General features: G+C 64.8%; 22 protein-coding genes and 1 tRNA gene. 12 read left to right on the forward strand and 11 right to left on the reverse strand.

Annotation, left to right across the window (positions count from 1 at the left end):
• Positions 1 to 71 precede the first annotated feature (71 nt).
• Both proB and OCX61_RS03520 read left to right on the forward strand, forming a co-directional pair.
• Positions 72 to 1,190: a glutamate 5-kinase gene (gene proB, locus OCX61_RS03515; RefSeq protein WP_054887601.1), complete on the forward strand. Its 1,119-nt coding sequence runs from the start codon at positions 72 to 74 to the stop codon at positions 1,188 to 1,190.
• Positions 1,187 to 1,648: a CreA family protein gene (locus OCX61_RS03520; protein WP_261942622.1), complete on the forward strand. Its 462-nt coding sequence runs from the start codon at positions 1,187 to 1,189 to the stop codon at positions 1,646 to 1,648. The genes proB and OCX61_RS03520 overlap by 4 nt, the downstream gene beginning before the upstream one ends.
• Before the next feature lie 144 nt (positions 1,649 to 1,792).
• Here OCX61_RS03520 and mksF read toward each other — a convergent pair whose 3' ends face one another.
• The 3 genes from mksF to mksB are packed head-to-tail and all read right to left on the reverse strand — an operon-like array spanning position 1,793 to position 6,595.
• Entirely contained in the window at positions 1,793 to 4,624 is a 2,832-nt protein-coding gene (mksF, locus tag OCX61_RS03525; RefSeq protein WP_261942623.1) for an Mks condensin complex protein MksF, read from the reverse strand.
• On the reverse strand, positions 4,621 to 5,328 hold the full coding sequence (gene mksE, locus OCX61_RS03530; protein ID WP_261942624.1) for an Mks condensin complex protein MksE: 708 nt from the start codon (positions 5,326 to 5,328) through the stop codon (positions 4,621 to 4,623). Before mksE ends, mksF begins: the two co-directional genes overlap by 4 nt.
• Positions 5,318 to 6,595 carry an Mks condensin complex protein MksB gene (gene mksB, locus OCX61_RS03535; RefSeq protein WP_261942625.1) on the reverse strand — a complete coding sequence of 426 codons (1,278 nt, stop codon included), beginning with the start codon at positions 6,593 to 6,595 and terminating at the stop codon, positions 5,318 to 5,320. Before mksB ends, mksE begins: the two co-directional genes overlap by 11 nt.
• 409 nt (positions 6,596 to 7,004) lie before the next feature.
• Between mksB and OCX61_RS03540 the strand changes: the two genes are divergently transcribed.
• Positions 7,005 to 7,793: an energy transducer TonB gene (locus OCX61_RS03540; protein WP_261942626.1), complete on the forward strand. Its 789-nt coding sequence runs from the start codon at positions 7,005 to 7,007 to the stop codon at positions 7,791 to 7,793.
• Positions 7,790 to 8,245 carry a ribosomal protein S18-alanine N-acetyltransferase gene (gene rimI, locus OCX61_RS03545; RefSeq protein ID WP_261942627.1) on the forward strand — a complete coding sequence of 152 codons (456 nt, stop codon included), beginning with the start codon at positions 7,790 to 7,792 and terminating at the stop codon, positions 8,243 to 8,245. Before OCX61_RS03540 ends, rimI begins: the two co-directional genes overlap by 4 nt.
• A 117-nt stretch (positions 8,246 to 8,362) precedes the next feature.
• Here rimI and OCX61_RS03550 read toward each other — a convergent pair whose 3' ends face one another.
• Positions 8,363 to 9,520, reverse strand: a complete 1,158-nt coding sequence (locus OCX61_RS03550; protein ID WP_261942628.1) for a hypothetical protein — start codon at positions 9,518 to 9,520, stop codon at positions 8,363 to 8,365.
• Between the two features lie 67 nt (positions 9,521 to 9,587).
• Between OCX61_RS03550 and OCX61_RS03555 the strand changes: the two genes are divergently transcribed.
• The gene (locus OCX61_RS03555) at positions 9,588 to 10,172 is read left to right on the forward strand and encodes a D-Ala-D-Ala carboxypeptidase family metallohydrolase (protein WP_261942629.1); all 585 of its coding nucleotides are present in this window, start codon (positions 9,588 to 9,590) and stop codon (positions 10,170 to 10,172) included.
• Here the strand turns inward: OCX61_RS03555 and OCX61_RS03560 are convergent.
• Positions 10,112 to 11,026, reverse strand: a complete 915-nt coding sequence (locus OCX61_RS03560) for a LysR substrate-binding domain-containing protein (RefSeq protein WP_261942630.1) — start codon at positions 11,024 to 11,026, stop codon at positions 10,112 to 10,114. The two genes, OCX61_RS03555 and OCX61_RS03560, sit on opposite strands and share 61 nt — an antisense overlap.
• Before the next feature lie 159 nt (positions 11,027 to 11,185).
• Here OCX61_RS03560 and OCX61_RS03565 point away from each other — a divergent pair, with 159 nt between their 5' ends.
• Positions 11,186 to 11,797: a LysE family translocator gene (locus OCX61_RS03565; RefSeq protein ID WP_261942631.1), complete on the forward strand. Its 612-nt coding sequence runs from the start codon at positions 11,186 to 11,188 to the stop codon at positions 11,795 to 11,797.
• Positions 11,798 to 11,861: 64 nt separating this feature from the next.
• On the opposite strand, the gene OCX61_RS03570 is transcribed toward OCX61_RS03565, so the two are convergent.
• Together OCX61_RS03570 and OCX61_RS03575 are read right to left on the reverse strand one after the other, a co-directional pair.
• Positions 11,862 to 11,938 (reverse strand) — tRNA-Met (locus OCX61_RS03570).
• A gap of 68 nt (positions 11,939 to 12,006) precedes the next feature.
• The gene (locus tag OCX61_RS03575) at positions 12,007 to 12,966 is read right to left on the reverse strand and encodes a FecR family protein (RefSeq protein WP_261942632.1); all 960 of its coding nucleotides are present in this window, start codon (positions 12,964 to 12,966) and stop codon (positions 12,007 to 12,009) included.
• A gap of 182 nt (positions 12,967 to 13,148) precedes the next feature.
• On the opposite strand from OCX61_RS03575, the gene OCX61_RS03580 reads away from it, so the two are divergent.
• The 3 genes from OCX61_RS03580 to OCX61_RS03590 all read left to right on the forward strand — a co-directional run bounded on the left by OCX61_RS03580 (position 13,149) and on the right by OCX61_RS03590 (position 15,886).
• Positions 13,149 to 14,360, forward strand: a complete 1,212-nt coding sequence (locus tag OCX61_RS03580; protein WP_261942633.1) for an MFS transporter — start codon at positions 13,149 to 13,151, stop codon at positions 14,358 to 14,360.
• A gap of 135 nt (positions 14,361 to 14,495) precedes the next feature.
• A complete protein-coding gene (locus OCX61_RS03585) occupies positions 14,496 to 14,633 on the forward strand; it encodes a hypothetical protein (protein ID WP_261942634.1) in 138 nt (45 codons plus the stop codon).
• 92 nt (positions 14,634 to 14,725) lie between these two features.
• Positions 14,726 to 15,886 (forward strand): MFS transporter, encoded by a 1,161-nt coding sequence (locus OCX61_RS03590; protein WP_261942635.1) that lies wholly within the window; start codon positions 14,726 to 14,728, stop codon positions 15,884 to 15,886.
• A 142-nt stretch (positions 15,887 to 16,028) separates the two neighbouring features.
• On the opposite strand, the gene OCX61_RS03595 is transcribed toward OCX61_RS03590, so the two are convergent.
• The 3 genes from OCX61_RS03595 to OCX61_RS03605 form a co-directional block, all read right to left on the reverse strand.
• Positions 16,029 to 18,518: a TonB-dependent siderophore receptor gene (locus OCX61_RS03595; RefSeq protein WP_261942636.1), complete on the reverse strand. Its 2,490-nt coding sequence runs from the start codon at positions 18,516 to 18,518 to the stop codon at positions 16,029 to 16,031.
• A 94-nt stretch (positions 18,519 to 18,612) separates the two neighbouring features.
• Positions 18,613 to 19,569: a FecR domain-containing protein gene (locus OCX61_RS03600; protein WP_261942637.1), complete on the reverse strand. Its 957-nt coding sequence runs from the start codon at positions 19,567 to 19,569 to the stop codon at positions 18,613 to 18,615.
• The gene (locus OCX61_RS03605; RefSeq protein ID WP_261942638.1) at positions 19,556 to 20,071 is read right to left on the reverse strand and encodes a sigma-70 family RNA polymerase sigma factor; all 516 of its coding nucleotides are present in this window, start codon (positions 20,069 to 20,071) and stop codon (positions 19,556 to 19,558) included. Before OCX61_RS03605 ends, OCX61_RS03600 begins: the two co-directional genes overlap by 14 nt.
• A gap of 174 nt (positions 20,072 to 20,245) precedes the next feature.
• Here OCX61_RS03605 and OCX61_RS03610 point away from each other — a divergent pair, with 174 nt between their 5' ends.
• From OCX61_RS03610 to OCX61_RS03620, 3 genes are all read left to right on the forward strand, one after another.
• Entirely contained in the window at positions 20,246 to 20,872 is a 627-nt protein-coding gene (locus OCX61_RS03610) for a DNA-3-methyladenine glycosylase family protein (RefSeq protein WP_261942639.1), read from the forward strand.
• Positions 20,873 to 21,021: 149 nt separating this feature from the next.
• The gene (ada, locus tag OCX61_RS03615) at positions 21,022 to 22,074 is read left to right on the forward strand and encodes a bifunctional DNA-binding transcriptional regulator/O6-methylguanine-DNA methyltransferase Ada (protein ID WP_261942640.1); all 1,053 of its coding nucleotides are present in this window, start codon (positions 21,022 to 21,024) and stop codon (positions 22,072 to 22,074) included.
• Positions 22,075 to 22,130: 56 nt separating this feature from the next.
• Complete coding sequence (locus OCX61_RS03620) at positions 22,131 to 24,533, forward strand: DUF3772 domain-containing protein (protein ID WP_261942641.1); 2,403 nt, start codon at positions 22,131 to 22,133, stop codon at positions 24,531 to 24,533.
• A gap of 111 nt (positions 24,534 to 24,644) precedes the next feature.
• Here OCX61_RS03620 and OCX61_RS03625 read toward each other — a convergent pair whose 3' ends face one another.
• A complete protein-coding gene (locus tag OCX61_RS03625) occupies positions 24,645 to 24,878 on the reverse strand; it encodes a hypothetical protein (protein WP_261942642.1) in 234 nt (77 codons plus the stop codon).
• Positions 24,879 to 24,942: the final 64 nt, after the last annotated feature.

Raw genomic sequence — 24,942 nt, forward strand, 5'->3', positions numbered from 1 at the left:
CTAAACGCCGCTCTCGGGAGCGGCGTTTTTGTATCCACGGTATCTACAGATTCGACATAGGTTGGAAGAAGATGCGAAGCAAGGTGACGGGCGCCAAGCGCTGGGTCGTGAAGATTGGCAGTGCCCTGCTGACCGCCGATGGCAAGGGCCTTGACCGCGGCGCCATGGCCGTATGGGTCGAGCAGATGGTCGCGCTGCGTGAAGCTGGCGTGGAGTTGGTACTGGTCTCCTCCGGGGCCGTGGCTGCCGGCATGAGCCAGCTGGGCTGGACTTCGCGACCGAGTGCGATGAACGAGCTGCAGGCAGCTGCCTCGATCGGCCAGATGCGCCTGGTGCAGGCCTGGGAAACGAGCTTCGGCGAGCACGGCAAGCACACCGCGCAGATCCTCCTGACCCACGATGACCTGTCTGATCGCAAGCGTTACCTGAACGCCCGCAGCACCCTGCGTACCCTGGTCGACCTGGGCGTGGTGCCGGTGATCAACGAGAACGACACCGTGGTCACCGACGAGATCCGCTTCGGCGACAACGACACCCTGGCCGCGCTGGTGGCCAACCTGGTGGAAGCCGACTTGCTGGTGATCCTCACCGACCGCGACGGCATGTTCGATGCCGACCCGCGCAACAACCCCGAAGCCCAGCTGATCTACGAAGCCCGCGCCGACGACCCGTCGCTGGACGCCGTAGCCGGTGGCACCGGCGGTGCCCTGGGTCGTGGCGGCATGCAGACCAAGCTGCGTGCCGCGCGCCTGGCAGCCCGTTCCGGTGCCCATACGATCATCATCGGGGGCCGCATCGAGCGCGTGCTGGACCGCCTGAAGGCCGGTGAGCGCCTGGGCACGCTGCTGTCGCCCGAGCGCGGCATGCTGGCGGCACGCAAGCAGTGGCTGGCTGGCCACCTGCAGACTCGCGGCACGCTGGTGCTCGACGCTGGCGCCGTGCAGGCGCTGCGTGAGGCGAACAAGAGCCTGCTACCGGTCGGCGTGAAGACCGTGCAGGGCAGCTTCCGCCGTGGCGAGATGGTGGTCTGCGTCGGCCCGGATGGTGTCGAGGTGGCGCGTGGGCTGGCCAACTACAGCGCGCTGGAAGCGCAGAAGATCATCGGCCAGCCGTCCGATCAGATCGAGGCGTTGCTGGGCTACATCGCCGAGCCGGAACTGGTGCACCGCGACAACCTGGTGCTGGTATGAGGCTGCTCAAGCGGGCGCTCGCCCTGGCTGTGTTTGCCCTGCCGATGCTGGCCGGGGCCGAAGAGATCGGCCAGGTCTCCACCGTGTTCAAGTTCCTCGGGCCGAACGACCGCATCGTGGTCGAGGCCTTTGACGACCCCAAGGTCGAGGGCGTGACCTGCTACCTGTCGCGGGCCAAGACTGGCGGCGTGAAGGGGGGCTTGGGCTTGGCGGAAGATCGCGCGGAGGCGTCGATTGCCTGCCGTCAGGTCGGGCCGATCAACTTCAAGGGTGAGCTCAAGGATGGCGAGGAGGTGTTCAAGGAGCGCACCTCGCTGGTGTTCAAGACCATGCAGGTGGTGCGCTTCCTCGACAAGAAGCGCAATACCCTGGTGTACCTGGTGTACAGCGACCGCATGATCGAAGGCAGCCCGCAGAATGCGGTGACGGCGATCCCGATCCTGCCTTGGGCTCACTGATAGCCTGGTAGATTGCCGGGAGGCCTTTGGCCTCCTTTCGCCGGCAAGCGCGGCTCCCACAGGTACAGTGCAGACAAGAGGCCTGCGCAATACCTGTGGGAGCCGCGCTTGCCGGCGATGGGCCGCAAAGCGGCCCCAATCACCTCAGGCCAACTCCTCGGCCTGATCCTCGCGCACAACTGCCTTCACCTCATCCAGCCGGCTGATGTACTTCCAGTCCGCCTCGTCGATGTAGATGCCATTCGGCCCGCTACCACCTTCCAGGTCGATCGCCACGCGCGCCGATACCTGCGGCTTCACGCTCGCCAGGATCGGCACGAAGCCCAACTGCAGGCTGGTCTCCAGCAGTGCTGCCTGGTTGCGTTCGTCGATGTCCGCCGCCTCGTCGAGGTAGTACGGCAGGCGAATGCGCCCGGCCAGGTCACGGTCCATCAGGTGCAGCAACAGGTACATGTTGGTCAGCGCCTTGATGGTCATGGTGGTGCCGTTGGAAGCCGCGCCGTCGATGTCGGCGTGGATGATCGGCTGGCCGTTGACCTTGGTGATCTCGAACGCCAGCTCGAACAGGTCCTTCAGGCCCAGCTGGTTGTGGTTTGCAGCCACCAGCCGCGCCAGGTACTCCTTGGCCTCTTCGTTCTTGTTGTCCTGCTCGGCGCTCTGGGTCAGGTCGAACACCGACAGGGTCTCGCCTTCTTCGTACTGGCCGGCGCTGTGGATGATCTGGTCGATGTGCTTGAGCGCTTCCTTGTTCGGCGCCAGCACCACGCGGAAGCTCTCCAGGTTGGACACCTGGCGCTTGTTGATCTCGCGGTTGAACAGGGCCAGTTGGTGCTCGAGGCTGTCGTAGTCGCTGCGGATGTTGCGCAAGGTCCGGGCGATGTCGGTGACCGCGGCGCGGCGGGCCTTGGCCAGGGTCAGGGCTTCGTCGGTGCGGTGTGCGTAGGCGTTCACCAGCAGCTGCAGGCGGCGCTCCATGTCGTCTTCGCTGTCGAACTTGGCCACGCCCTTGAGGCGCACCTGGGCGTACAGCGCCTCGATCTGGTTGTCGACGCGTTGCAGGGCCTGCCAGCTGTCCTGGTAGTCGTTGAGCATCGGCAGCAGGTTGTCCATGGAATCGTCGACCGCTTCCATGTATGGCGTGCCGTAGGGCAGGTCGGCCGGCAGCAGCTGGCGGCGGCGCAGGGCGTCTTCCAGGGTGCGCTGCTTGGACTCGAGGTCGCCGATCTGGCGACCGACCAGTTGCAGCTTGGCCGACAGTTGCTGGACGCGTTCGGTGAAGGCGTCACTGGAGCGCTTGAGCTCGTCCTGGGCGGCTTCGAGCTGCGCCAGTTGCTCCAGCTTCTCGGGCTCTTCCGCGCTCAGGGTTTCGCTGCGGCGGTAGTCTTCCAGGGCCTTCTGGGCGTCCAGCACTTCCTGGTACAGGGCTTCTGTCTGCGCCTTGGAGGCGGTGCGGTCGGCGGCGACCTGCTGCTGGGTCTTGAGCTGCTTGAGCTCCTTTTCCAGGCGTTCCTTCTGGTCGCGCAGGGCCGCGCGGTCGGCCAGGGCCTGCAGGGCCGGCGGGTCGATGTTGGAGATGTCGATGGACAGGCCAGGCGCCTCGAAGCGCTCGCCCTTGAAGCCGTCGAGCACCGCTTCCAGGGATTTCACCCACAGGTCGCTGTCGTCCAGCTCGATGCCGCGGTCGCCCAGCGGCAGGCTGAACAGCGCGCCGTTGAACAGGCGCATCAGGCGATCGACATCCTGCTGCGAGAACTCTTCGCGCAGGCGTGCGTAGCTGTTGTTGTCGGCGTGGTCGAGCTGCTGCTTGACCTGCTTCAGGCGTTTTTCCAGGTCGCGCACGCGCTCGTCGAGGTCTTCGGCGGAGAACTGGCGCGACTGCGCCAGGGCCCCGGCCAGTTCGTCGTGGGCGTCCTTGGCGGCCAGCAGGCCCTGTTCCAGGACCTTGACGTCATCGACCAGGGCGAAGCGGTGCTTGAGCACCGACAGTTCGCCGAGCCAGCGCTGGATGCCGGTGATTTCACGCTCCAGGCGCATCAGCTCCTGGGTGCCGCCGCGCTGATCGTTCTGCAGGCGGTCCTGCTCGCCACGGAAGTGCTCGGCCTGGATCACCAGTTCTTCCTTGCGCGCCATGGCGTATTCCTGCCAGGTGCCCAGCAGGTTGTCGAGCAGTGGCGAAAGGCGGTGCAGCTTGCCGCGCAGGATGTCGCGCTGGGCCACGCCGCCGGCCAGGGCCTCGACCAAGGGGCCTGCCGCAACCAGGGCGTTGTAGTCCTGCTCCATGCGGCGTACGTCGCGGAAGGCTTCTTCGCAGGCGGCGATGTAGTCGACGCTGCCCGAGCGCAGGCTGTGCTCGAAGGCGTCGAGGAACAGCTGCTTGAGCTTGGCCGCGGTGATCTCGCGCATGTGCAGCAGGTTGATGAACAGGGCGCGGAAGGTTTTCAGGCTTTGCTCGCTGGTCGAGCGCAGCGGGATCAGGGTCAGGTCCAGCGGGCACGAAGTGTGGCCGCCGACCAGCAACCGGCGCAGCTCATCGGGCTTGAGCTCATAGGCCTTCAGGCCCAGGCGCTCAAGGTTGGTGAACAGCTCTTTCTGGCGCAGGCAGGTGTCGTTCTTCTGGTAGTGGGCCAGGTCCAGCTCGCCCTTGTAGGCGAAGAACTGGTGGCCGAAACCGCCGCCCGGGCCGCGGCCGACCACACCGATCACGTGCGGGCCGTGGGGCAGGTTCAGTTCGCAGAGGATGTACGAGGTGTCGCTGGCGAAGTAGAAGCGGCGCGACTGCTCCAGGCTGTACTTGCCGAAGCTCATGTCGGACATGCGTGCCAGGATCGGGAACTGCAGGGCGTTGATCGACGCCGATTTACCCAGGTTGTTGGCACCGTACACCGACAGCGGGTGTTCCAGCGGGAACAGGCCGAGGCTGTAGCCGGCGGTGTTGAGCAGTGCGAAGCGGCGGATGCCGTAGCGTTCCTGGCTCATGCGTCAATCTCCTGTTGCTCTTCGCGGATGGCCCGGGCCAGGGCATCCTCTTCGCTTTCCTCGCCGTCGAACGGGCTGAGGTCGAGCGGGTCGTCGGTGCGGTTGAGTTGTTCCGGGCTTTCTTCTTCCACCAGTACCGGGGTCGGCAGCGGCAGGTCGCTGTGCAGGCTGGCGGCCAGGTCGCGGTCCTGCTGCACCGACAGGCACACGTCGAGGAAACGGTGCATCGGCGGCAGGAAGCGGTAGATGCCGCCTTCTTCGTGGGCGAAACCGAGCTGGGTCATGCGGCGCATGATCTTTTCTTCCAGCTCGTCGACGGTCTGCACTTCGGCCTGCAGGAACAGGTCACGGTACTTGTCCAGCAGCGATGGCAGCTCGTCGCGGCCGATGCTGCCGCCGTCGAGCACGGCCATCGGGTCGCGGCCCTGGTCGGCCAGGTGCTCGACGATGATGAAGGTGAACAGCGACAGGCGCTGGGCGGTCTTGTTGACCTGTGCGGCGGCCTGCTCGGGGACGAAGTAGTAGAACCCGCGGGTGTCGCATACCAGTTCGAAGCCCAGGGCCTTGAACAGGGTGCGGTACTGGTCCTGGAAGTTCGACAGCTGGGCGTACATTTCAGGGTCGCGGCGGCTGACGTGGAAGCCCTTGAACAGCTCGCGGAAGATCGGCGCGAGCTGGGACAGTTCGGAAAGATCAAGATGCATTGGCTGGGCTCGCGTTGGTTTCAGGTTGCGCTTCGCGGCTGGACGTCAGGGCGAACGAGCGCAGGCTGACCAGGTGTTCGTGGGTGGTGTACTCGCGCCGTTCCAGGCGTTCGCGCTTGAAGCGCTTCTCCCGCGACAGGCGCGAGAACCAGTACAGCAGTTCGTCGGTGGCGCCTTCGGGCTCCTGGTCCAGCAGCCAGACCATCAGGTCTGGCAGCGGCAGGGCGTCTTCGCAGCGCTCGAGCATCTCTTTGACCGTGCGTGGCGCGCGCGGCAGCGGGCCTTTCTGGGTCTTGTGCGCCTTGGGGAACTTGGCCGGTTTCGGCTCGAAGCGGGCCAGGGCATAGACGTAGGCCTCGACCTGGCTGGCGCTGCCGAGGAAGGTGCTTTGAGGGCGGGTGAACAGCGGCATGGCGGCTTGCGGCACGGCGTCGATACCCTTGCGGCGAATGACCGACAGCGCCAGTGCGGCGCCGCGGGTCACGGCGTTGTGCCGGCGCGCTTCTTCACGCAGCGGCAGCAGCAGTTCGCGGGCGTGGCGCAGGGTCAGCTGGGCGCTGGTCTGCATTTCCAGAATGCGCGCGTGGGTGCGCAGCAGCATGTCATCGTCGACCAGGTGGCCGAGGCGCGCCTGTTCGCCGAGCAGTTTCAGCAGCACGGTCTCGACCTTGCGCACGCCTTGCTCGAAGGCGCCGTCGGCGTTCACCAGCTGGATCATCGGCTCGACGTATTCGTCCCAGGTCGCCAGCACTTCAGCGTAGCGCTGGCGCAGCGGGATCTGGCGGTTGCTGGTCTTGGCCCGTTCGGCCACGGCGACCAGCGCCTGTTCGTCGTTGTCGAGCTTCTTCAGCACGTCGCGCACGCGCATGTCGAGCAGGCGCAGCTGGCGCGCCAGGTCGTCGCTGTCGCGGTTGTCGAAGGCATCCTGGATGTGCCCGGCCAGGCGCTCCAGGTGGCGCAGGTAGGCCTCGATCTCCAGGCACAGGCCCAGCCGGTGCTCGCGGCGCAGGTAGGCGAGGAAGTCGTGGATCTGGGCGTTGAGCTCGAAACGGTTCGGGCTCTTGGCCACCGGTACCAGGATATCCAGGCGGATCCACACGTCGAGCAGCTGGGTGATGTCCTGCGGCGTGCTTTCTACCTGCTGGCGGCCCAGTTGCTGGCGCAGTTCGACCAGGCTCATGGTGCCCTGGTCGAAACGCTCGCACAGCGGCTCGATCAGGGCCCAGTGTTCGGCTAGGGCGCGCAGGACGCGCTTGGGTTCGATCATTGGCGTCTACTCGTTGCCAAGTAAAAAGGGGGCGATTGTACTTCATCCGGAGGGGAGGATTTCACCCCTTGGTCTGTAATGAGGGAAGTTTGGCTTCAGGTTTGTGCTGGATTTGAGATCGAGCGCCGCCCGCGCGGCGCATCGCGAGCTTTGCTCGCTCCTACGTTTTTTTGGGCCGCAAACGCCTGTGACAGGCGCGCGCGACCGCCTTGTTGATACGACACAATATCGAGTCATGCGCCAAGGCGTACGCGCGCAATTCCCACAGGAATGATTGGCCCGAAACAAACGTAGGAGCGAGCGCAGCTCGCGATGCGCCGCGCGGGCGGCGCTCGGTCGGACAGACCCTGCAAAAACCCAGGCGTACACGTTAGAATGCCCACCTATTTCCGCCCCCGGACCCCGACCCGTGCTGACCGAACCCCGCCGCCGCGCCTACCTCTCCGCCATGCAGGTGGTGCATTGGCTGCCGCGCGCCGAACTGCCGTTCGCCGCACCGTCGCGCCCCGAGTTGCTGTTGCCACAGGCACCGGTGGAGGATGTCGACTTCGAGGTCCGGCCAGCCGCACCTGCTGCCAATGACGCCCCGGCCGCGCCCCAGGCCCGCTCCGGCGAGCGCCCGAAAATCGAGATTCCGCGCCCCGGCAGCACGCCGAAGGTCGCCGCCAAGCCAGCCGAAGCCGAGCAAGAGGCCCCCGCACCGCGCCCGGCCCCGGTGCCGCCACCGCGTTTCTCGTTGCAACTGCTGCGCGCCGGCAGTTGCCTGTTGCTGGTCGAGCTGGCTACCGGTCAGCCATTCCAGAGCCGCGATCCGTCCTATCTGCTGCTCAAGGACATGCTGCGCGCCGCCGGCCTGCCCGATGCGCCGCAGATCATCGGCGAGCCGGTGCGCTGGCCGCTGCTGGTGCGCGGCAACATGGACCAGGGCCCGGATGCCGCGCGTGATTTTGTCCAGGGCTTCATCCAGGCGCGCCTTGAGCAAACCCCCTGCAGCGTGCTGTGGCTGATCGGCCTGCCGGCCATGCGCTATGCCGCCAGCGCAGACGCCGAAGCTTATTACCAAGTACTGAAGGTCGACGGCCTGGGCGATGCCTGGGCCTTGCCGGGCCTTGAACTGTTGATGGACGAGCCGCAGCGCAAGGCGGACGTCTGGCAAGCGATGCGCCAGCTGATGGCGCGCTGGAAGAGCGTTGAATGAGTGACTCGATCAGTTTCCGCCCGATGACCGAGGCGGATCTGGATGCCGTGCTTAAGATCGAATATGCCGCGTTCAGCCATCCCTGGACCCGCGGTATTTTTCAGGATGCGCTCAAGTCATACGAAGTGTGGCTGATGTTCGATGGCGAGCAGCAGGTGGGGCACGGCGTGATCAACGTGATCATCGATGAAGCGCACCTGCTCAACATTACCATCAAGCCGGAGAACCAGGGGCGCGGCCTTGGGCTGCGCTTGCTTGAGCATCTCATGGCGCGGGCTTACCAGCTCAATGGCCGCGAGTGCTTCCTCGAAGTGCGGGCGAGCAATCAGTCGGCTTATCGCTTGTACGAGCGTTATGGCTTCAACGAGATCGGCCGCCGTCGTGATTACTACCCGGTTGCTGGTGGGCGTGAAGACGCGCTGGTGATGGCCTGCACGCTGCTTGAGGACTGAGTAAGCCTGTACTGGCCTCTTCGCGGGTAAACCCGCTCCCACAGGTTCTGCTCAACATTTGAAATGTGTAGAGATCCTGTGGGAGCGGGCTTGCCCGCGAAGAGGCCAGCAAGTCGATCATAGCTCCCGCGGCACGACCTCGACCGGCTTCTTCAGGTCTCGCAGGCTGCGGGTCATTTCCCCGGTGTTGCACTTCGCCGCCGCCTGTTCAGGCGTGTACTTGCGCACCGTGCGGAAGAACAGCTCACAGGTCTGCTTCTTCTGCGTCACTTGCCATTTGCTTGAGCAGGCTTGCAGGGTCATCTTCGGTTCGGCCTGCGGGTTACGCCCCATCCCCGCCTGCCAGCAAGCCGCCGTCAGGTCCTGACCCATCATCTTCAACCCCGCCGCATCGGCTGCATCCTGATCGCCGCCATGGCTGTCCTTGTTCGCCGCATACCAGATCGCACTCGGATGGTTGGCGCCCAGCACCGGCACCTGCGCACCCGCCTGCGGGCTGATGCTGACCAGGCCCAGCACGTCCACCTGCGGCCCGTACTGTTGCTGGATCCAGCTGCGCACCGGGGCACCGAAGGCGACCATCGGCAGGGGTTTGGCGGCGCTTTGCAGGGTCATTTCGCGCACCATGCGCAGCTGGTAATCCTTGAAATATCCGTAGGTGCCAGTCAGGGCCTCACCCGCGCTGGCCGGGGCGGCGATCGGGGCGATGTCGATGATGGTCTGGTAGGCCGGGGTCTGGCTGGCGTCGACGCCGTTGAAGGTCAGCAGTTCAGCCCAGCGATCGGTAGTGTTGGAACGCAGGTAATCCTGGGCCTGGGTCAGCGAATAGTCCGGCGGGAAGTGCAGCAGCTCGATGCTGCGGCGGTTCTGCAGGGCCATGCCCAGCGGCAGGAACAGGTACCAGTCGTAGGACCATTTGCCGTCCTTGTTCAGCTGGGTGGCACCGTTGTAGGCCAGCTCGCCACTGTCGAGCAGCTTGCGCAGGGGCTCGGCATAGTGAGCGGGTACGTCGCTGATGGTGGCGCGCAGCCGGTCATGGTCACGGCTGACGTTTACCCGGGCGTTGGCGTAGCCGTCGCGGCGTACGCTCTGGGTCAGGTAGTGCTCCACGGTCTGTTCCAGCGTCCAGTCGCGGTAGCAGATCACGTGGCAGTTGTTGGGGAAGGCGAACAGGCGGGTGACGCGCTGGGCGTCGCCCAGGTCGATGTGGGCATCCGCCATGGCCAGGCCGCTGAAGGCGAGGGCGGCGAGACTCGTTGCGGCAGTCTTGTGCATGCTTAACTCCTTGTCAGTGACCGCCCGGGTTGGCGGCCGCGCTCATACTGGGGCAGGGAGCATGGCGATGAAAAGAGCAAGCAGGCTGCTGCTGGCTGCGGGTGTGCTGTGGAGCACCATGGTGCCGGCCGATGAGCGTGACCTGTGGATGTTTGCGCAGTGGGCCGGTGACCATCAGACCCGGCCGTTTCGCCAGATGCTGGTGGATGCTCGTCTGTATGGTGTGGTGCCGATCCATCAACTGCTGCGTTCGGCTTCGGACTGGAAGCTGTGCCATGCATCGCCGTTCGCGGTGCCGCCCGCCGGCAACTGGCCGGCAGTGCGCTCGACGTTATCGCTGATCAAGGCCTTCGATGAGCAAGGCATCCTGCGCCAGTTCGAAGTGGTATCCGCCTATCGCGATCCTGATCTCAACCGCTGTGCAGGCGGTGCCGTGGGCAGTGCCCATACCCGCGCCTTCGCGGTCGATATCCTGTTGCCAGCCTGGGCCGACCCCAACCCGCTGTGCCGCTTCTGGCAGCAGCATGGCCAGGCCTGGAACATGGGGCTGGGGCGCTATCCGAGCGGGCGCATTCACATCGACACTGCGGGTTACCGCACCTGGGGTGGTGATGGCAGCGCGGATTCGTCGTTCTGCAGCAAGCTCAGGTGAGTGAGGCAGGCCTGGCTTTCGCTCGTCACCCATTCGGCAAAGCGCTGGCGCTTGCCGCCGTCGCGCAATGGCTGCGGGCTGAGCAGGTGATAGGCCGAGCCATCGCGCAGGAAGCCGAACGGGGCCTGCAGCTGGCCGCTGTCGAGTTCGTCGCGCACCATCAATGCCGAGGCGATGGCCAGGCCCAGCCCGGCGCTGGCGGCCTGTAGCGACAGGTAGAAGTGTTCGAAGTCGCTGCGTTCGCTGTGCGTGGCCTGTCGCCCGCTCAGGCGCAGCCAGGTGGGCCATGCGCTGGGGCGGGTGCTGCTGTGCAGCAGGCGTTGGCCGTCCAGGTCGGCGCTGCTGGCGCGGCTGACCGGGCCTATCCATTCATCACAGATCTTCATGCTGTGCAGCGTCGGCGGCCAATGGAAGTCGTCGCGGCGCAGTGCCAGGTCGGCCCCGCTGCGGGCGAAGTCCACCGGGCCGCCGGCAGCCACCAGGTGCAATTGCAGGTCTGGGTGCGCGGCGTGGAAGCGCGGCAGGCGCGGGATCAGCCAGCGCATGGCGATGGTCGGCTCGCAGGACAGCACCAGTACGTTGTCGCGTTCCTGCTGTTGCAGGCGCTGCACGGCGCCTTCGAGCTGTTCGAAGATCGCCTGGGTGGTGCCGTGCAGGGCTCGGCCGGCGGGGGTGAGGAAAATTGCCCGGTTGCGCCGTTCGAACAGTTCGACGCCCAGGCTTTCCTCGAGCAGGCGCACCTGGCGGCTGACGGCGCCGTGGGTGACATGCAGGCGCTCGGCGGCGCGCACGAAGCTGCCGGTTTCGGCCGCGATGTCGAAGTAGCGGAAGGCGGAGAGGGCTGGCAGTTTCATGGGGTCCCTGGTTTACCCGCGAATAGGCCGGCGCAGGCTTTGGTTATATGTCAGGAAAACTATCAGATCTGCTTCAGATTAAATCGTTTTTATCGCTTCAGCCCGCTCTCGATAATAAGCGCATCTGTGATTTTTCATCGTCTATCGAGGCCGTTATCCGTGACCGAACTCATCGCCGTCGCCCTGTTCACCCTCCTGGCCGTCATCAGCCCCGGTGCCGATTTCGCCCTGGTCACCCGCAGCAGCTACGCAATGGGCCGCAAGGCCGGGCTGGCCGCTGCGGTGGGGATTGCCCTGGGCGTGCAGGTGCATGTGCTGTACACGGTGTTGGGGATCGCGGTAGTCATCAGCCAGAGCCCGGCACTGTTCCTTGCCATGAAAGTGCTCGGTGCGGGCTACCTGATCTACCTGGGTTACCAGTCATTGACCAATACCCGTCGGATCAGCCTGGAAGGGGAAGTGGCGCATGCCGGTGTGCTGGCTGCCTTGCGCACCGGCTTCGTGACCAATGCGCTCAACCCCAAGACCATGCTCTTTGTCATCAGCGCCTACACCCAGGTGGTGCGGCCGGGCAGCTCGCTGGCAGTGGACTTCGCCTACGGGGCATTCATGTCGTTCGCTCACTGGGCCTGGTTCAGCCTGGTGGCGTTGTTCTTTTCCAGCGCGCGGTTGCGGGCACTGATGATCGCAAGGCAACGGCTGGTCGATCGCGTGATCGGTCTTGCGCTGATCGGCCTGGGCCTGGCCGTGGCGGTCGCCGGGGTGCGTTGAAAAGGCAGCGCTTTTCTACAGGCAAAAGAAAAGGGCTTACCTTGCGGTAAGCCCTTTTCAGGTTTGGTGGCTACACAGGGACTTGAACCCCGGACCCCAGCATTATGAATGCTATGCTCTAACCAACTGAGCTATGTAGCCGATGGGGCGCATTATTCCCTTGTGACGGACCCGTGTCAACACTCATTTCAAAAAAAAATTGCACGCTTTCAAAAACTTAGCGGCCCGGCCCGGTTCTGGCGCACGATCAGCCACTGCCCGAGCACGTCGTACAGCTGCAAATGCTGCTCGGCGGCCAGGGCTTCCAGGGTTTCGCCTGGGCGGTCGAGGTTGAAGTCGCCGCTCACGCGTCGATAGGCAGTCTGTTCATCCATCAACCAGACCCGGCGGCCTTCATGGCTGGCCAGGCGTTCGATGACCTGGCCCAAGGGCATTTCCTTGGCACGCAGCTGGCCGCTGCGCCAGGCATCCACCGCCTTGACGTCGACGTTCTGCAGCGGGTTGATCCGCGCCTCGGTGAAGGTCACTCGCTCACCCGCCGACACCATGCGCTGGTCGCCGCCCTGCATGACCATGGCCTTGCCATCGAGCACCACCAGTTCGTCATGGTCGGCATGCCGTGCCACCATCAGGCGGGTGCCGTAGACCTGGATACGGGCATCGTCGACCTGAACCTCCATGGCACGTCCGTCGAGCACCACCTCCACGTACACCTGGCCTTGTACCAGGTGCAATTGCCGTGTGCGTCCGCGCAGGTCGACGTTCATCGCGCTGGCGCTGTCCAGGTGCAACGTCGAACCGTCGGCCAGGCGCACGCTGCGTCGTTCACCCACATCAGTGGCCAGTTCGCTGGCCAGGCGTTGCATCAGCGGCCAGTAAAGGTAGGCAAAGGCCCCGAGCAGCAGCAGGAACAGCACGGCGAATACCTTGCCCATGTGGCTGCGACGGACTTTGAGCAAACGCGGCCGAGGCCGGGTCGGGGGCACCTGAAGCTGCTGCCAGCACGCTTCCAGTTCGGCATAAGCGCGCGCGTTGCTCGGCTCCTGGCACCAACGGCCGAATGCCTGGCGTTCGCTTTCATCGCAGCCGGGTTGGCGCAGGCGGCTGAACCATGCCAGTGCTTCCTGCTGAGGATCGGCCTGTATCTGCGTAGCGGGCATCGGGCTCATGGGGCGGTGGGCTCGCGTGAGGGCGCTTTCGCCCAACGATTACGGGGAACGGCAGGCTGAAGATGCTAAATATATTGAGAACCATTTGCAAGTGAGCGGTGACCGTCCAATAAAAAAGGTAGCTATGTATCTATTTGTTTCCTGATAATCGGATCCCAAACCTGCGGACGGAATTCAAGCTCATGGCCATCAGCAGCACCCCCACCACCAGCACCGGGTCGGCGAACCCTGCCAATCCGCTGGTGATGCGCATCATCGCGTTCTGCGCCCTGGCGCACCTGATCAACGACCTTATCCAGTCGGTGCTGCCGGCGATCTACCCGATGCTCAAGGCCAATTACGACCTGAGCTTCGCCCAGATCGGCATGATCACCCTGACGTTCCAGATCACCGCCTCGCTGTTGCAGCCGTGGGTTGGCTTCTTCACCGACCACAGGCCGACACCCAACCTGCTGCCGCTTGGCACCCTGTGCACCCTGGTGGGGATCGTCATGCTGGCGTTCGTCGGCAGCTTCCCGATGATTCTGCTGGCCTCGGCGCTGGTCGGCATCGGTTCGTCGACCTTCCACCCAGAGACCTCGCGGATCGCGCGGCTGGCCTCGGGCGGCCGTTTCGGCCTGGCGCAGTCGACCTTCCAGGTGGGCGGCAACACCGGTTCTGCGTTCGGCCCATTGTTGGCGGCGGCCATCGTCATTCCGTTCGGTCAGACCCACGTGGCCTGGTTCGGCGTGGCGGCACTGTTCTTCTTTGCCGTAACCCTGATGCTACGCCGCTGGTACAAGGAACACCTGAACCAGGCCAAGGCGCGCAAGGCCGTGCAGGCCACCCATGGCATTTCGCGTGGGCGGGTGATCGCGGCGCTGATCGTGCTCGGGCTGCTGGTGTTCTCCAAGTACTTCTACATGGCCAGTTTCACCAGCTACTTCACCTTCTACCTGATCGAAAAGTTCGACCTGTCGGTGGCCAGCTCGCAGCTGCATCTGTTCCTGTTCCTGGGCGCGGTGGCGGCGGGCACTTTCTTCGGCGGGCCGATCGGCGACCGTATCGGGCGCAAGGCGGTGATCTGGTTCTCTATCCTTGGCGTGGCGCCGTTCACCCTGGCGCTGCCCTATGCCGACCTGTTCTGGACCACCGTGCTCAGCGTGGTGATCGGCTTCATCCTGGCCTCGGCGTTTTCGGCGATCGTGGTGTATGCACAGGAGCTGGTGCCGGGCAGCGTGGGCATGATCGCCGGGGTCTTCTTCGGGCTGATGTTCGGTTTTGGCGGGATTGGTGCGGCGCTGCTGGGGTACCTGGCTGATTTGCGCGGTATCGAGTACGTGTACGGGTTGTGCTCGTTCCTGCCGTTGTTCGGTTTGTTGGCGGTGTTTCTGCCAAATACCGGTAAGCGCTGATACCGCTGGGGCTGCCGTGCAGCCCTGTCGCCGGCGATAGGGCCTCGCAGAGGCTTACGGGCAATTGACGATAGGGTCAACCTTGGCCTAGAGTGCCGCCTCTCTTTCCAACTCACCTGCGTAGTAGCCACAGCAATGCGTCGTACCCAGTCCCTCCCTCACGCCCGCCAGCCTGCTCTTCAGGCCATGCGTCGTGCGTGGCCGAGCGACACGGTGCTCAAGCGTCGCCGCAGCGTGCTGTTCGCCTTCACCTTCTCGCCACACCAAGCCTGAACTGACCCCCGCGCCCTTGCGTCGCCCGCCTTCCCGGCGTGCGTGTGGGCGCCTGTATTTGCGCGTCTTTTCAGTTTTGCCTGGAGTGGTACATGAACATGCGTTTGCTGGCGGGCCTTCTGTTCGCCGTGTCGGTGGTGGGCTTCAGCCTGGGGGCCAGCCTGCCGCTGGTGTCGTTGCGCTTGCACGAGGCCGGTGCGGGAACACTGGAAATCGGCATCATTTCGGCCATCCCCGCCGCGGGGATGATGCTTTCGGCGTTCATGGTCGATGCCTGCTGCCGGCACCTGACCCGGCGCACCATCTACCTGCTGTGCTTCAGCCTGTGCACCGTGAGCATCGCCTTGCTCGATGCGGCGTTCGCTTCGCTGTGGATGCTGGCTTTGCTGCGCCTGGGCCTGGGTATCGGCATGGGCATCGCGATCATCCTCGGCGAGTCCTGGGTCAACGAGCTGTGCCCGGACCACAACCGCGGCAAGATCATGGCCCTGTATGCCACCAGCTTCACAGGCTTCCAGGTGCTCGGCCCGGCACTGATCGCGCTGATTGGCGCCGACAGCCCCTGGATCATCGGCGTGGTCACCATCGGCTATGGCCTGGCACTGCTGTGCATCTTGCTGACCGTGCCCAACGACCATGTCGAGCATGGCGATGAGGGTGAGAAAAGCTTCGGCCTGGCGGGTTTCTTCCGTGTGGCGCCGGCGCTGTGCGTGGCGGTGCTGTTCTTCTCGTTCTTTGATGCCGTGGTGCTGTCGCTGCTGCCGGTGTACGCCAGCAGTCATGGCTTTGCCGTGGCCGTGGCGGCCTTGATGGTGACCGTGGTGTTTGCCGGCGACATGGTGTTCCAGCTGCCCCTGGGCTGGCTGGCCGACCGCGTCGAGCGCACGGGGCTGCACCTGGTGTGCGGGCTGGTGGCAATGGCCATCGGCATCGCCCTGCCATGGCTGCTGCAGGTGACCTGGCTGCTGTGGCCGATGCTGGTGCTGCTGGGCGCGGTGGCGGGCGGTATCTACACCCTGGCGCTGGTGTTGATCGGCCAGCGCTTCAAGGGGCAGGACCTGGTCACGGCAAATGCCAGCGTCGGCCTGCTGTGGGGCGTCGGCAGCCTGGTCGGGCCGCTGGTGAGCGGGGCGGCGATGGATGTGGCTCCGCATGGTTTGCCGATGGCGCTGGCGCTGATGGCGGGGCTGTTCGTGTGCTTTGCCCGGCAGTCGTATCGTCGGGTGGGCAAATTGCGGGCGGTTGCTGACTGAACCAGGCAGGTTTTCTGTGCCGGCCTCTTCGCGGGTAAACCCCACAGGTACAGCGTTCCACTCAAGGGCGCTGAAGTCTCTTTTGGCGCGGCAGTTCGGCGCCCCGATCTACCCGCGAAGAGGTCGGCACAGGCGGTAGAAATCAGAAGGTCCCGCGCAGGGTCACCGAGACGTTGCGCGGATCACCCCAGTAATACCCGGTCGGCGTCGGCGCCACCTGGCGGTAGTACTGTTTGTCGAACAGGTTGTTGGCGTTCAGCTGCAACGAGTAGTTGTCGTTGAAGCGGTAGTTGACCATGGCGTTGTACACCGCATACCCCGACTGGCTGGCCTCGGCCCCCGGGTTGACCCCGCGTGCGTTGCTTGCCGCCCGTGAATAGATCGCGCTCTGCGCCTGCACGCCAGCGCCTATGGTCCAGTTGTCGAGCTCGCCCGGCAGCCGGTAGCTGGTGAACAGCTTGAGCAGGCGCTTGGGGTCGGTGGTGCGGATCGCATTGCCCTGGTTGGTCGGGTCGTTGAGGTACTCGGTCGTGTTGTAGGTATAGCCGCCGGTGACGTTCCAGCCCGGCAGCACTTCACCGGACACCTCCAGCTCGAAGCCCTGGCTGCGGTTCTTGCCCGCGGCAATCTTGCAGTAGCCGGTGTTGCCGCCACAGGGTTGGCCGCTGGCAATGTCGTCGATGGCGTTGCCGACCTGATAGATGCGGAAGAACGCCAGCGAGGCGTTCAGGCGCCCGTCGTAGAATTCGCCCTTGATCCCGGTTTCGTAGGCTTCACCCTCGACCGGCTGGAGCACCGAACCGCTGATATCGGTCGAGGTCTGTGGGTTGAAGATCTCGGTGTAGCTGGCATAGGTGCTGAAGTTGTCGTTGAGGTCGTAGATCAGCGCGGCATACGGCACGATCTTGTTGTCGACGCCGAACTTGCCGCCACTGCTGGTGTTGTTTTCCTGCTCGTAGTCATACCAGTTGGCCCGTGCGCCGATGATCGCGGTCAGCGGGTCGGCCAGCGAGATGCGCCAGGTGGCATAGGCGCCCTCCTGGGTGGTGCGGGTACGTACCGGGTGGGCGGTGATGTCGATGTCCGGATTGGCCAGGCTGGTCTTCGGGTCCCACTCGCGGATGTCGAATACGCCCGAATTGACGAAGTTGGTGGCCGAGGCGTAGGAGTCGTTGCGGATGCGTTCCACGCCCAGCATCAGTTCATGGGTACGACCGAGCAGGTCGAACGGCCCGTTGAGGGTCGCGCTCAAGTTGTTCTGCAGGCTTTCGCCGCCATCGCCCTCGGTGACCTGGTAGCTCATCAGGTACGGGTTGTTGGTCGGGTTGGCGGCCCCCGTGGCCCGGGTGAAGTAGGTCTGCTTGAAACCGTCGTCGGCTAGCTTGAAATGGGTACGCTGGGCCATCAGCTTGAGCTTCCAGTCGTTGTCGAAGCGGTGCTCGAGCTCGGCGAAGGTCTGCAGGTTGCTGCGGTTCCAACGGTTCCAGTCAGCACCCAGGTAAGTGCTGCGGCCAAACGGCAGGGGCGAGCCATCGTAGTCGGCGGGCAGGTTGCCCCAGGCGCCGGTGGCGTCGAGCTTGGTCCACTCCAGGCCAGTGGTCAGGGTGGTGCTGTCGTCGAGGTCGAAGGCCAGCACGCCGTAGAACACTTCCTTGCGCTCCTGGCGCGAGTCCTGGAAGTGGTCCTTGTCATCGTGCACGGCAATCACCCGGCCACGTACGTTGCCGGTTTCGGTCAGCGGGCCGGAAATGTCCGCCACGTAGCGCTGGGCGTCCCACGACCCCAAGGTAACGCTGCCGTCAGCCTGGTATTCATAGGTCGGGCGCTTGCGCACCAGGTTGACCGTGCCCGACGGGTTGCCGGCGCCGCGAATCATGCCGGTGGCACCGCGCAGGATCTCGGCGCGGTCGATGATCGCCGAATCGCTCTGGATGAACGAACCGCCACCGCTGCTCTGCACCACCGTGGCACCGTCATACTGGATGGCATCGATAGCATACCCGCGCGAGTAATACTGCACTCGCTCGCTGTCGGTCAGGTTCACTACCACGCCAGGGGTCTGCTCCAGCAGGTTGGTCAGGTTGGTGATGTTCTGGTCGTCGATGCGCTGGCGGGTGACCACGGTGACCGATTGCGGCGTGTGGCGAAGGCTTTGCGCGGTCTTGCCAATGGTGACTGCGCCGGTGGTGTACGAGCCGCTGTGCTCGGTGGTCTCGCCCAGCCGATCGCTGGAAATGCTGGTAGCCCCCAGTTCCAGCGCACCGTCCGCGTCCATGGCCGGGATCAGCAGGAAGCTGCTGTCACCTTCCTGCTGTACCTGCACATGGCTGCCTTGCAGCAGGATCGACAGCGCCTCGGCACGCTCATGGCGGCCCTGCACGCCCTGGGTGGTCTTGCCTTGCAGGCTGGCGGCATCGAACGACAGGTTCAGCCCGCCCTGGCGTGCGAGCTGGTCCAGTGCGGGTGCCAGCGGGCCGGCCGCAATGTTCCAGTCCAATGGCTGGCTGTGGCTGACCGGCGCCGCCAGTGCCGCCAGCGGAAGGGCCAGGCCTGCGCCTATGCCAAGGCCGAACACGGCGGCGCGCACGGCTTGGCGCAGCCGCTCGTTGCGGGGAGAACATGGGTGAATCATCGACCGCTCCTGAAGGTTTCGTAGACCACTTTTCGGGTTTTGTTCCTTCAGGCCGGACGAGAATGAGATTCCACCTCATTCTTTTTTGAAGAAATCACGCGGCGCTGATGCTGACCCAGTAACGGGTGCGGGAGTCGATGCGCACCGGCAGGCTGCGCGCCAGCAGGTGGAGGATGCGTTCGGTGTCGCTCAGCTGGTAGGTACCGGACACTTTCAGCCCGGCCACTTGCGGCGAGCAGCGCAGCAAACCCGGGCGGTAGCGCGCCAGTTCGGCAACGAACTCGCCAAGTGGCATCTGCTGCACGCTGAGCACGCCCTCGGTCCAGCCCCACGGGTCGCTGTGCAGGCTGGCGAGCTGGTAGTCATGGTTCGTCGATACCTGCAGGGTCTCACCGGCCTGCACCTGGCGTGGCGAGGGGGAGTAGGGGAACAGCGTGACATCGCCACGGCGCACGGCCAGCAGCAGGCCCTGGTCATTCTCGCGCAGCAGCAACTGGCCGTTGCGGGTGCCGAGCACGCCGAGGCGGGTATTGATGCGGAACGGACGGTTGTCGCTGGCGTTGCTGTCCAGGCTGACCTCGCCGCGCACCAAGGTCAGCTCGCGCAGTTCGGCGCTGTAGCGCAGGTCGATGGCACTGGCGGTGTTGAGCTGGATACGGCTGCCATCACTGCCCTGCAACTGGCGGCGCTCGCCGGTGCCGGTGCTGCTGTCGGCCATCATTGCAGGCAGCCCCAGCGGCTCGCGTGCGGCCCAGCCGAGGCTGCCACCCACGGCCAGCACGGCCAGCAGCCTGAGCTGGTCACGACGGCTGATGCGCTGGCGCTCGCTGCCCTCCAGGGTGCGCCGGCTCAGCGCGCTGGGCAGCCCGGCCAGCTCGTCGCTGAGGCCGCTGACCCGTTGCCAGGCCATGGCGTTGTGCGGGTGGCCAGCCAGCCATTGCTGGAATTGTCGCTCGGTAACCGGGTTCGGGGTATCGAAGCGCAGCTTGACCAGCCACTCGATGGCCTGGTCGACCTGGGCCTGTGCGGGCGCGCGTTCAGAGCTCGGCATAGCGCAACCGGTAGCAGACGCCCAGGGCCTTGGCCAGGTCGCGCTCGACGGTGGCCCGCGAGACCTCAAGGCGCAGCGCAATCTGTGGGATGCTCAGGCCGTCGAGCTGGGCCAGCAGGAAGGCCTGGCGGGTACGCGGCCTGAGCTGGTGCAGGGCACGGTCGAGGCGTTCGAGGGTATCGAGGATGAGCAGCCGGTGTTCCTCGCTGGGCACTTCGCCCTCGGGCAGCAGCGCCAGGCTTTGCTGGTAGGCGCGTTCCAGCGCACGGCGGCGGAACTGGTCGATCATCAGCCCGCGGGCGATGCTGCTCAGGTAGGCGCGCGGTTCTTTCAGCGGCGACACCTGGCGCGCGCGCAGCAGGCGGACGAACGTGTCTTGCGCCAGATCGGCAGCATGCTCCTGGCAGCCGACCCGGCTGCGCAGCCAGCCACGCAACCAGGCGTGATGGGATTGATAGAGCAGGGCGACCTCGGCCGGCTTGAGCGTGTCGTTGATCTGCATCGTAGCTAAGGCCTGGTCCTGTGAATCATGCGTCTTTGTGAATGGTTCTCAATTCTATGCGGGAAAACCGACACGGAGCAATGGCATACCAGGAATTAGCCGCGCAAGATCCGGCGTTTGCCCGATGAGCTGCTGGTCTAAGCTGGACCTGCCTTGAACCTGCAGGAGCTACGGATGATCCTCGCCGACCTTTCGCCCAACGCCTACCGCGCAGCCGCTGACCACCTGGCTGCGCTGGACCCGGACTGGGCGCGGCACATTCAGGCGATCGGGCCTTGCCTGCATCAGGCGACGCCAGGGCGTGAACCTTATGAAGCGTTGGTGCGGGCGATTGCCTATCAGCAGCTGCATGCGCGGGCGGCCGAGGCGATTCTCGGGCGGTTGCTGGCGCTGTTCCCCGACCAGGCGTTTCCGGCGCCCGAACAACTGCTGGCGGTCAGCCCCGAGGTCATGCGCGAGTGCGGTTTTTCGGCGAGCAAGCTGGCGACCATTCACGGCATTGCCCAAGCCAGCCTTGAGGGTGTGGTACCAAGCCGGGACGAGGCGTTGGGCCTTGCCGATGATGCCTTGATAGAGCGCCTGGTAGCCTTGCGCGGGGTAGGTCGCTGGACAGTCGAAATGCTGTTGATCTATAGCCTGGAGCGCTCGGACATCCTGCCGGTGGATGATTTTGGCGTACGCGAGGGGTATCGCAGGTTGAAGGGGTTGGAGAAGGCGCCGACGCCAGCGCAGATGCGCTCGCTCGGTGGTGGCTGGAGCCCATACAGGACTGTGGCTGCCTGGTATTTGTGGCGGGCCTGAAGCGGATGGACTGGCTTGCTGGCCCTTTCGCGGGCAAGCCCGCTCCCACAGGATTATCACTCGCTTGCGGGCATGCGCTGTACCTGTGGGAGCGGGCTTGCCCGCGAAAGGGCCGGAACAGGCGAAACAGATAGCTGAGGTAAAACGCGATGAAAGCCTTCACAACCGACCCCCAACGCTGGCAAGCCGTCGAGGCCCGTGACACTTCTGCCGCCGGCCACTTCGTCTACGCCGTGCGCACCACCGGTGTTTACTGCAATCCCGGCTGCAAATCGCGCATGGCCAAGCGTGAAAACGTCGAGTTCTTCAACGACCCCGCCAGCGCCGAAGCCGCCGGTTACCGAGCCTGCCGCCGTTGCATGGCGAAACCGGATGATAACCGTCGCGCCGAACTGGTCGCCCGCGCCTGTCGCCTGCTGGAAAGCAGCGATACCCCGCCCAGCCTTGACCAGCTCGGCAGGCAACTGGCTGTCAGCCCCTTCCACCTGCATCGCCTGTTCAAGGCCGAAACCGGTCTCACGCCCAAGGCCTACGCCAGTGCTTTCCGTGCCCGGCGCCTGCGCGAGCGGCTGGGTGATGGGCAACGTTCGGTAACCGATGCCATCTACGATGCCGGCTACAACTCCAACAGCCGCTTCTACGAAAGCGCCGACCAGCGCCTGGGCATGCGCCCCCGCGATTTTCGGGCAGGCGGTACGGGGGCGAGCATCCACTTCGCCATTGGCCAGTGTTTCCTGGGCGCGATCCTGGTGGCCCAGAGCGAGAAGGGCATCTGCGCGATTCTGCTCGGTGATGAGCCCGAGATACTGCTCGAACAGTTGCAGGACCAGTTCCCCAAGGCTCGCCTGATCGGCGGCGATGCCGACTATGAGCGCCTGGTCGCCGAGGTTGTCGGCTTTGTCGAGACGCCGGGCCTGGGGCTGGACCTGCCGCTGGATGTCCAGGGCACAGCCTTTCAGGAGCGGGTCTGGCAGGCCTTGCGCGAGGTGCCGGTGGGCAGCCGGGTCAGCTATACCGACATCGCCGAGCGCATCGGCGCCCCCAAGGCGGTGCGTGCCGTGGCCATGGCCTGCGCGGCCAATCACATTGCCGTGGCCATCCCTTGCCACCGTGTGGTGCGCCGTGACGGTGATATCAGCGGCTATCGCTGGGGCGTGGAGCGCAAACGGCAGCTGCTGGCGCGAGAAACGGCACTCTCCTGATTGCCTGAAGCCGCGTAGAATCCCCCGCCAAATCGATGTGTAAAGAGGAACATTCGATGAGGCGTGTCAGCCTTGCCCGATTCTACCTGGGTTTAATCGCCCTGATGCTGTCGCTGGCTACACCGGCCTGGTCGGCACCGGCCACCCCGGTATCCAGCCTGGCGGCGGCGGAAGTACCGGTACTGGACGAAAATGCCAGCTACGAGCAACTGAGCGATCGGCTCGACCAGATCCGCCAGGGCGTCACCAGCAATGCCAACGACGACCTGCTGTCGCAGTTGCGCCTGTCGGCCGTGCAGGTGCAGCGCCAGGCTGAAGCACTGAGCGCCTTGCGCACCGCCGATGTGGAAAAGCTCGACGACAAGCTCAAGGTGCTGGGCCCGGTGCAGCCGGAAGAAGCCGAAGCGTTGACCCGCCAGCGCCAGCAGTTGGCTGACGAGAAGAAGGCCGTGGTGGCCGAGCAGGAGCAGGCTGTCAAGCTGACCCAATCGGCCCGTGACCTGTCCACGCAGATCGTCAACCTGCGCCGCAGCCAGTTCAACTCGCAGATCCTCAGCCGCGCTACAACACCGCTGAGCCCGGCGTTCTGGCAGAGCCTGATCCGTCCCACTGCGGACGACGTTGCGCGCCTGCGTGATCTGCGCGAGGAGACCACCGACGCTGTCGCCAGTGCCCTCAGTGCCCAACATCGCTGGTTCTTCCTCACCAGCCTGGTGGCGGCCATCCTGGTCTGGACCCTGGTTCGCGGCCTGCTGGAACGCCTGCTGGCCAGTATCATGGTGCATCGCCTGCCTGAAGGTCGCCTGCGGCGCAGTGCCCTGGCCTTGAGCGTGAGCCTGGCCACCCTGGGGACCATCTCCGGCTCCGTTTCGTTGCTGCGCTGGGGGCTGGAAAGCAGCTCCGAGCTGGGTTCCGATGTCGCCAGCCTGACCAATCACTTCCTCACCCTGGTGGTGTTCAGCGCCTTCATCACCGGCCTGGGCCGCGCCATGCTGATGCTGCAACGCCCTTCCTGGCGCCTGCCACCGATTCACGACGAAGTGGCCAGCGCGCTGGGCTGGTTCCCCAAGCTGCTGGCCCTGGCGTTGATGGTCATGCTGACCATGGAACGCATCAACAGCGTGATCGGCACCAGCCTGGCACTGACCGTGGCGACCAATGGCCTGACCGCGCTGGTGGTGGCGGTGATCTTTACGGTGGCACTGCTGCGCTATCGCCGCACCCTGAACAAGCATGGCCTGGAGCGCCCGACCGGTTGGGCCGGGCTGATCCCGTTCGTGACCGTGGTGTGGGTCGGGCTTATCGTGCTGGCCTTGCTCGCCGGCTACCTGACCCTGGCCTACTTCCTCACGGCCAAGCTGCTGTGGATCAGCGTAGTGGCAGTGTGCGCCTACCTGCTCACGACCTTCCTCAGCGACCTCTGCGAAGCCCTGCTGTCGCCGCGCCAACCGGGTGGCCTGGCACTGGCCTCGACCCTGGGCCTGGCGCCGCGTCACCAGGCCCAGGCCAGCACAATCCTGGTCGGTATCAGCCGCACGCTGTTGCTGTTCCTGGCGATTCTGCTGGCGCTGATGCCGTCGGGCACCAGCCCCGGCGAACTGCTGCTGAGCCTGGGTGACTGGGATGGCACCGGCGGCAAGCTGCTCGGCAACCTCAACATCGTGCCCCAGGACATCCTGCTGGCGGTGCTGATCTTCTTCGGCGGCCTGTTCGCCATCCGTGTGGTCAAGCGCTGGCTGAGCGAGCGCCTGTTGCCGGAAACCGACATGGACGCTGGCATGCGGGCCTCGCTGGTGACCCTGGTCGGCTACCTTGGCTTCCTGTTCCTGGCCATGCTGGTGATGTCGACCCTGCGCATCAACCTCACCAGCCTGACCTGGGTAGTCAGTGCGCTGTCGGTCGGTATCGGTTTCGGCTTGCAGCAGATCGTGCAGAACTTCATTTCTGGCCTGATCCTGCTGACCGAACGCCCGGTCAAGGTGGGCGACTGGGTGAGCCTGGCCGGGGTCGAGGGTGATATCCGCCGGATCAACGTGCGCGCCACCGAGATCCAGATGTCCGACCGTTCCACGGTGATCGTGCCCAACTCGCAGTTCATCTCGCAGAACGTGCGCAACGTGACCATGGGCAATGCGCTGGGCGTGGTGGGTATTACCTTGACCCTGCCGTTGGAGACCGATGCCAACCGGGTGCGTGAATTGCTGCTGGCGGCCTATCACGAGCATGAAGCGATTCTCGATGCGCCGGCCTGTTCGGTAACCTTCAAGGACCTGACCTCGGCGGGCATGGTCATTGGTGTGAGTGGTTATGTGGCAGGGCCGCGGCAGGTGTCGAGTACTCGCAGCGACTTGCTGTTCACCATTCTGGGGCGCTTGCGCGATGAGGGCATTGCCTTGTCATCGCCGCAGAGCATGGTGCTGGTGCAGGAGGGTTCGCGCCCGGCTGACGAATCGGTGTGATGCCAATCGCCGGCAAGCCGGTTCCCACAGGTACAGCGCCGTCTTCAGGCCTTGTGAGATTCCTGTGGCAGCTGGCTCGCCGGCGATTGGGCTGCACGGCAGCACCCGGCTTCAGAGCTGCCTGGCCTGCCTGATGCGCAGCAGTATCACCAGAAGCACCAGCACCACTGGCGGCGCCATCCCCAACAGCGCATCCCGCGCCGTCAACCCCAGCCCCAGCACATTCAGCCCGCCATACAGCAGATTGAACAGGGCACCAGAGAATGGGGCTTTGGCTGAGGCTGAGGTAGTCACCTCAGGTTTGATGATCGGTAAATCTTCTGTGACAGTTTTGTCCAGCGGCAATCGGCTAGCTGCGCCACTCACCGGCGTAGAGTGGTCGGCTTTATCGAGCGCTGATAAGGAATGT

This window comes from Pseudomonas sp. LRP2-20, assembly GCF_024349685.1.
Lineage (GTDB): Bacteria > Pseudomonadota > Gammaproteobacteria > Pseudomonadales > Pseudomonadaceae > Aquipseudomonas.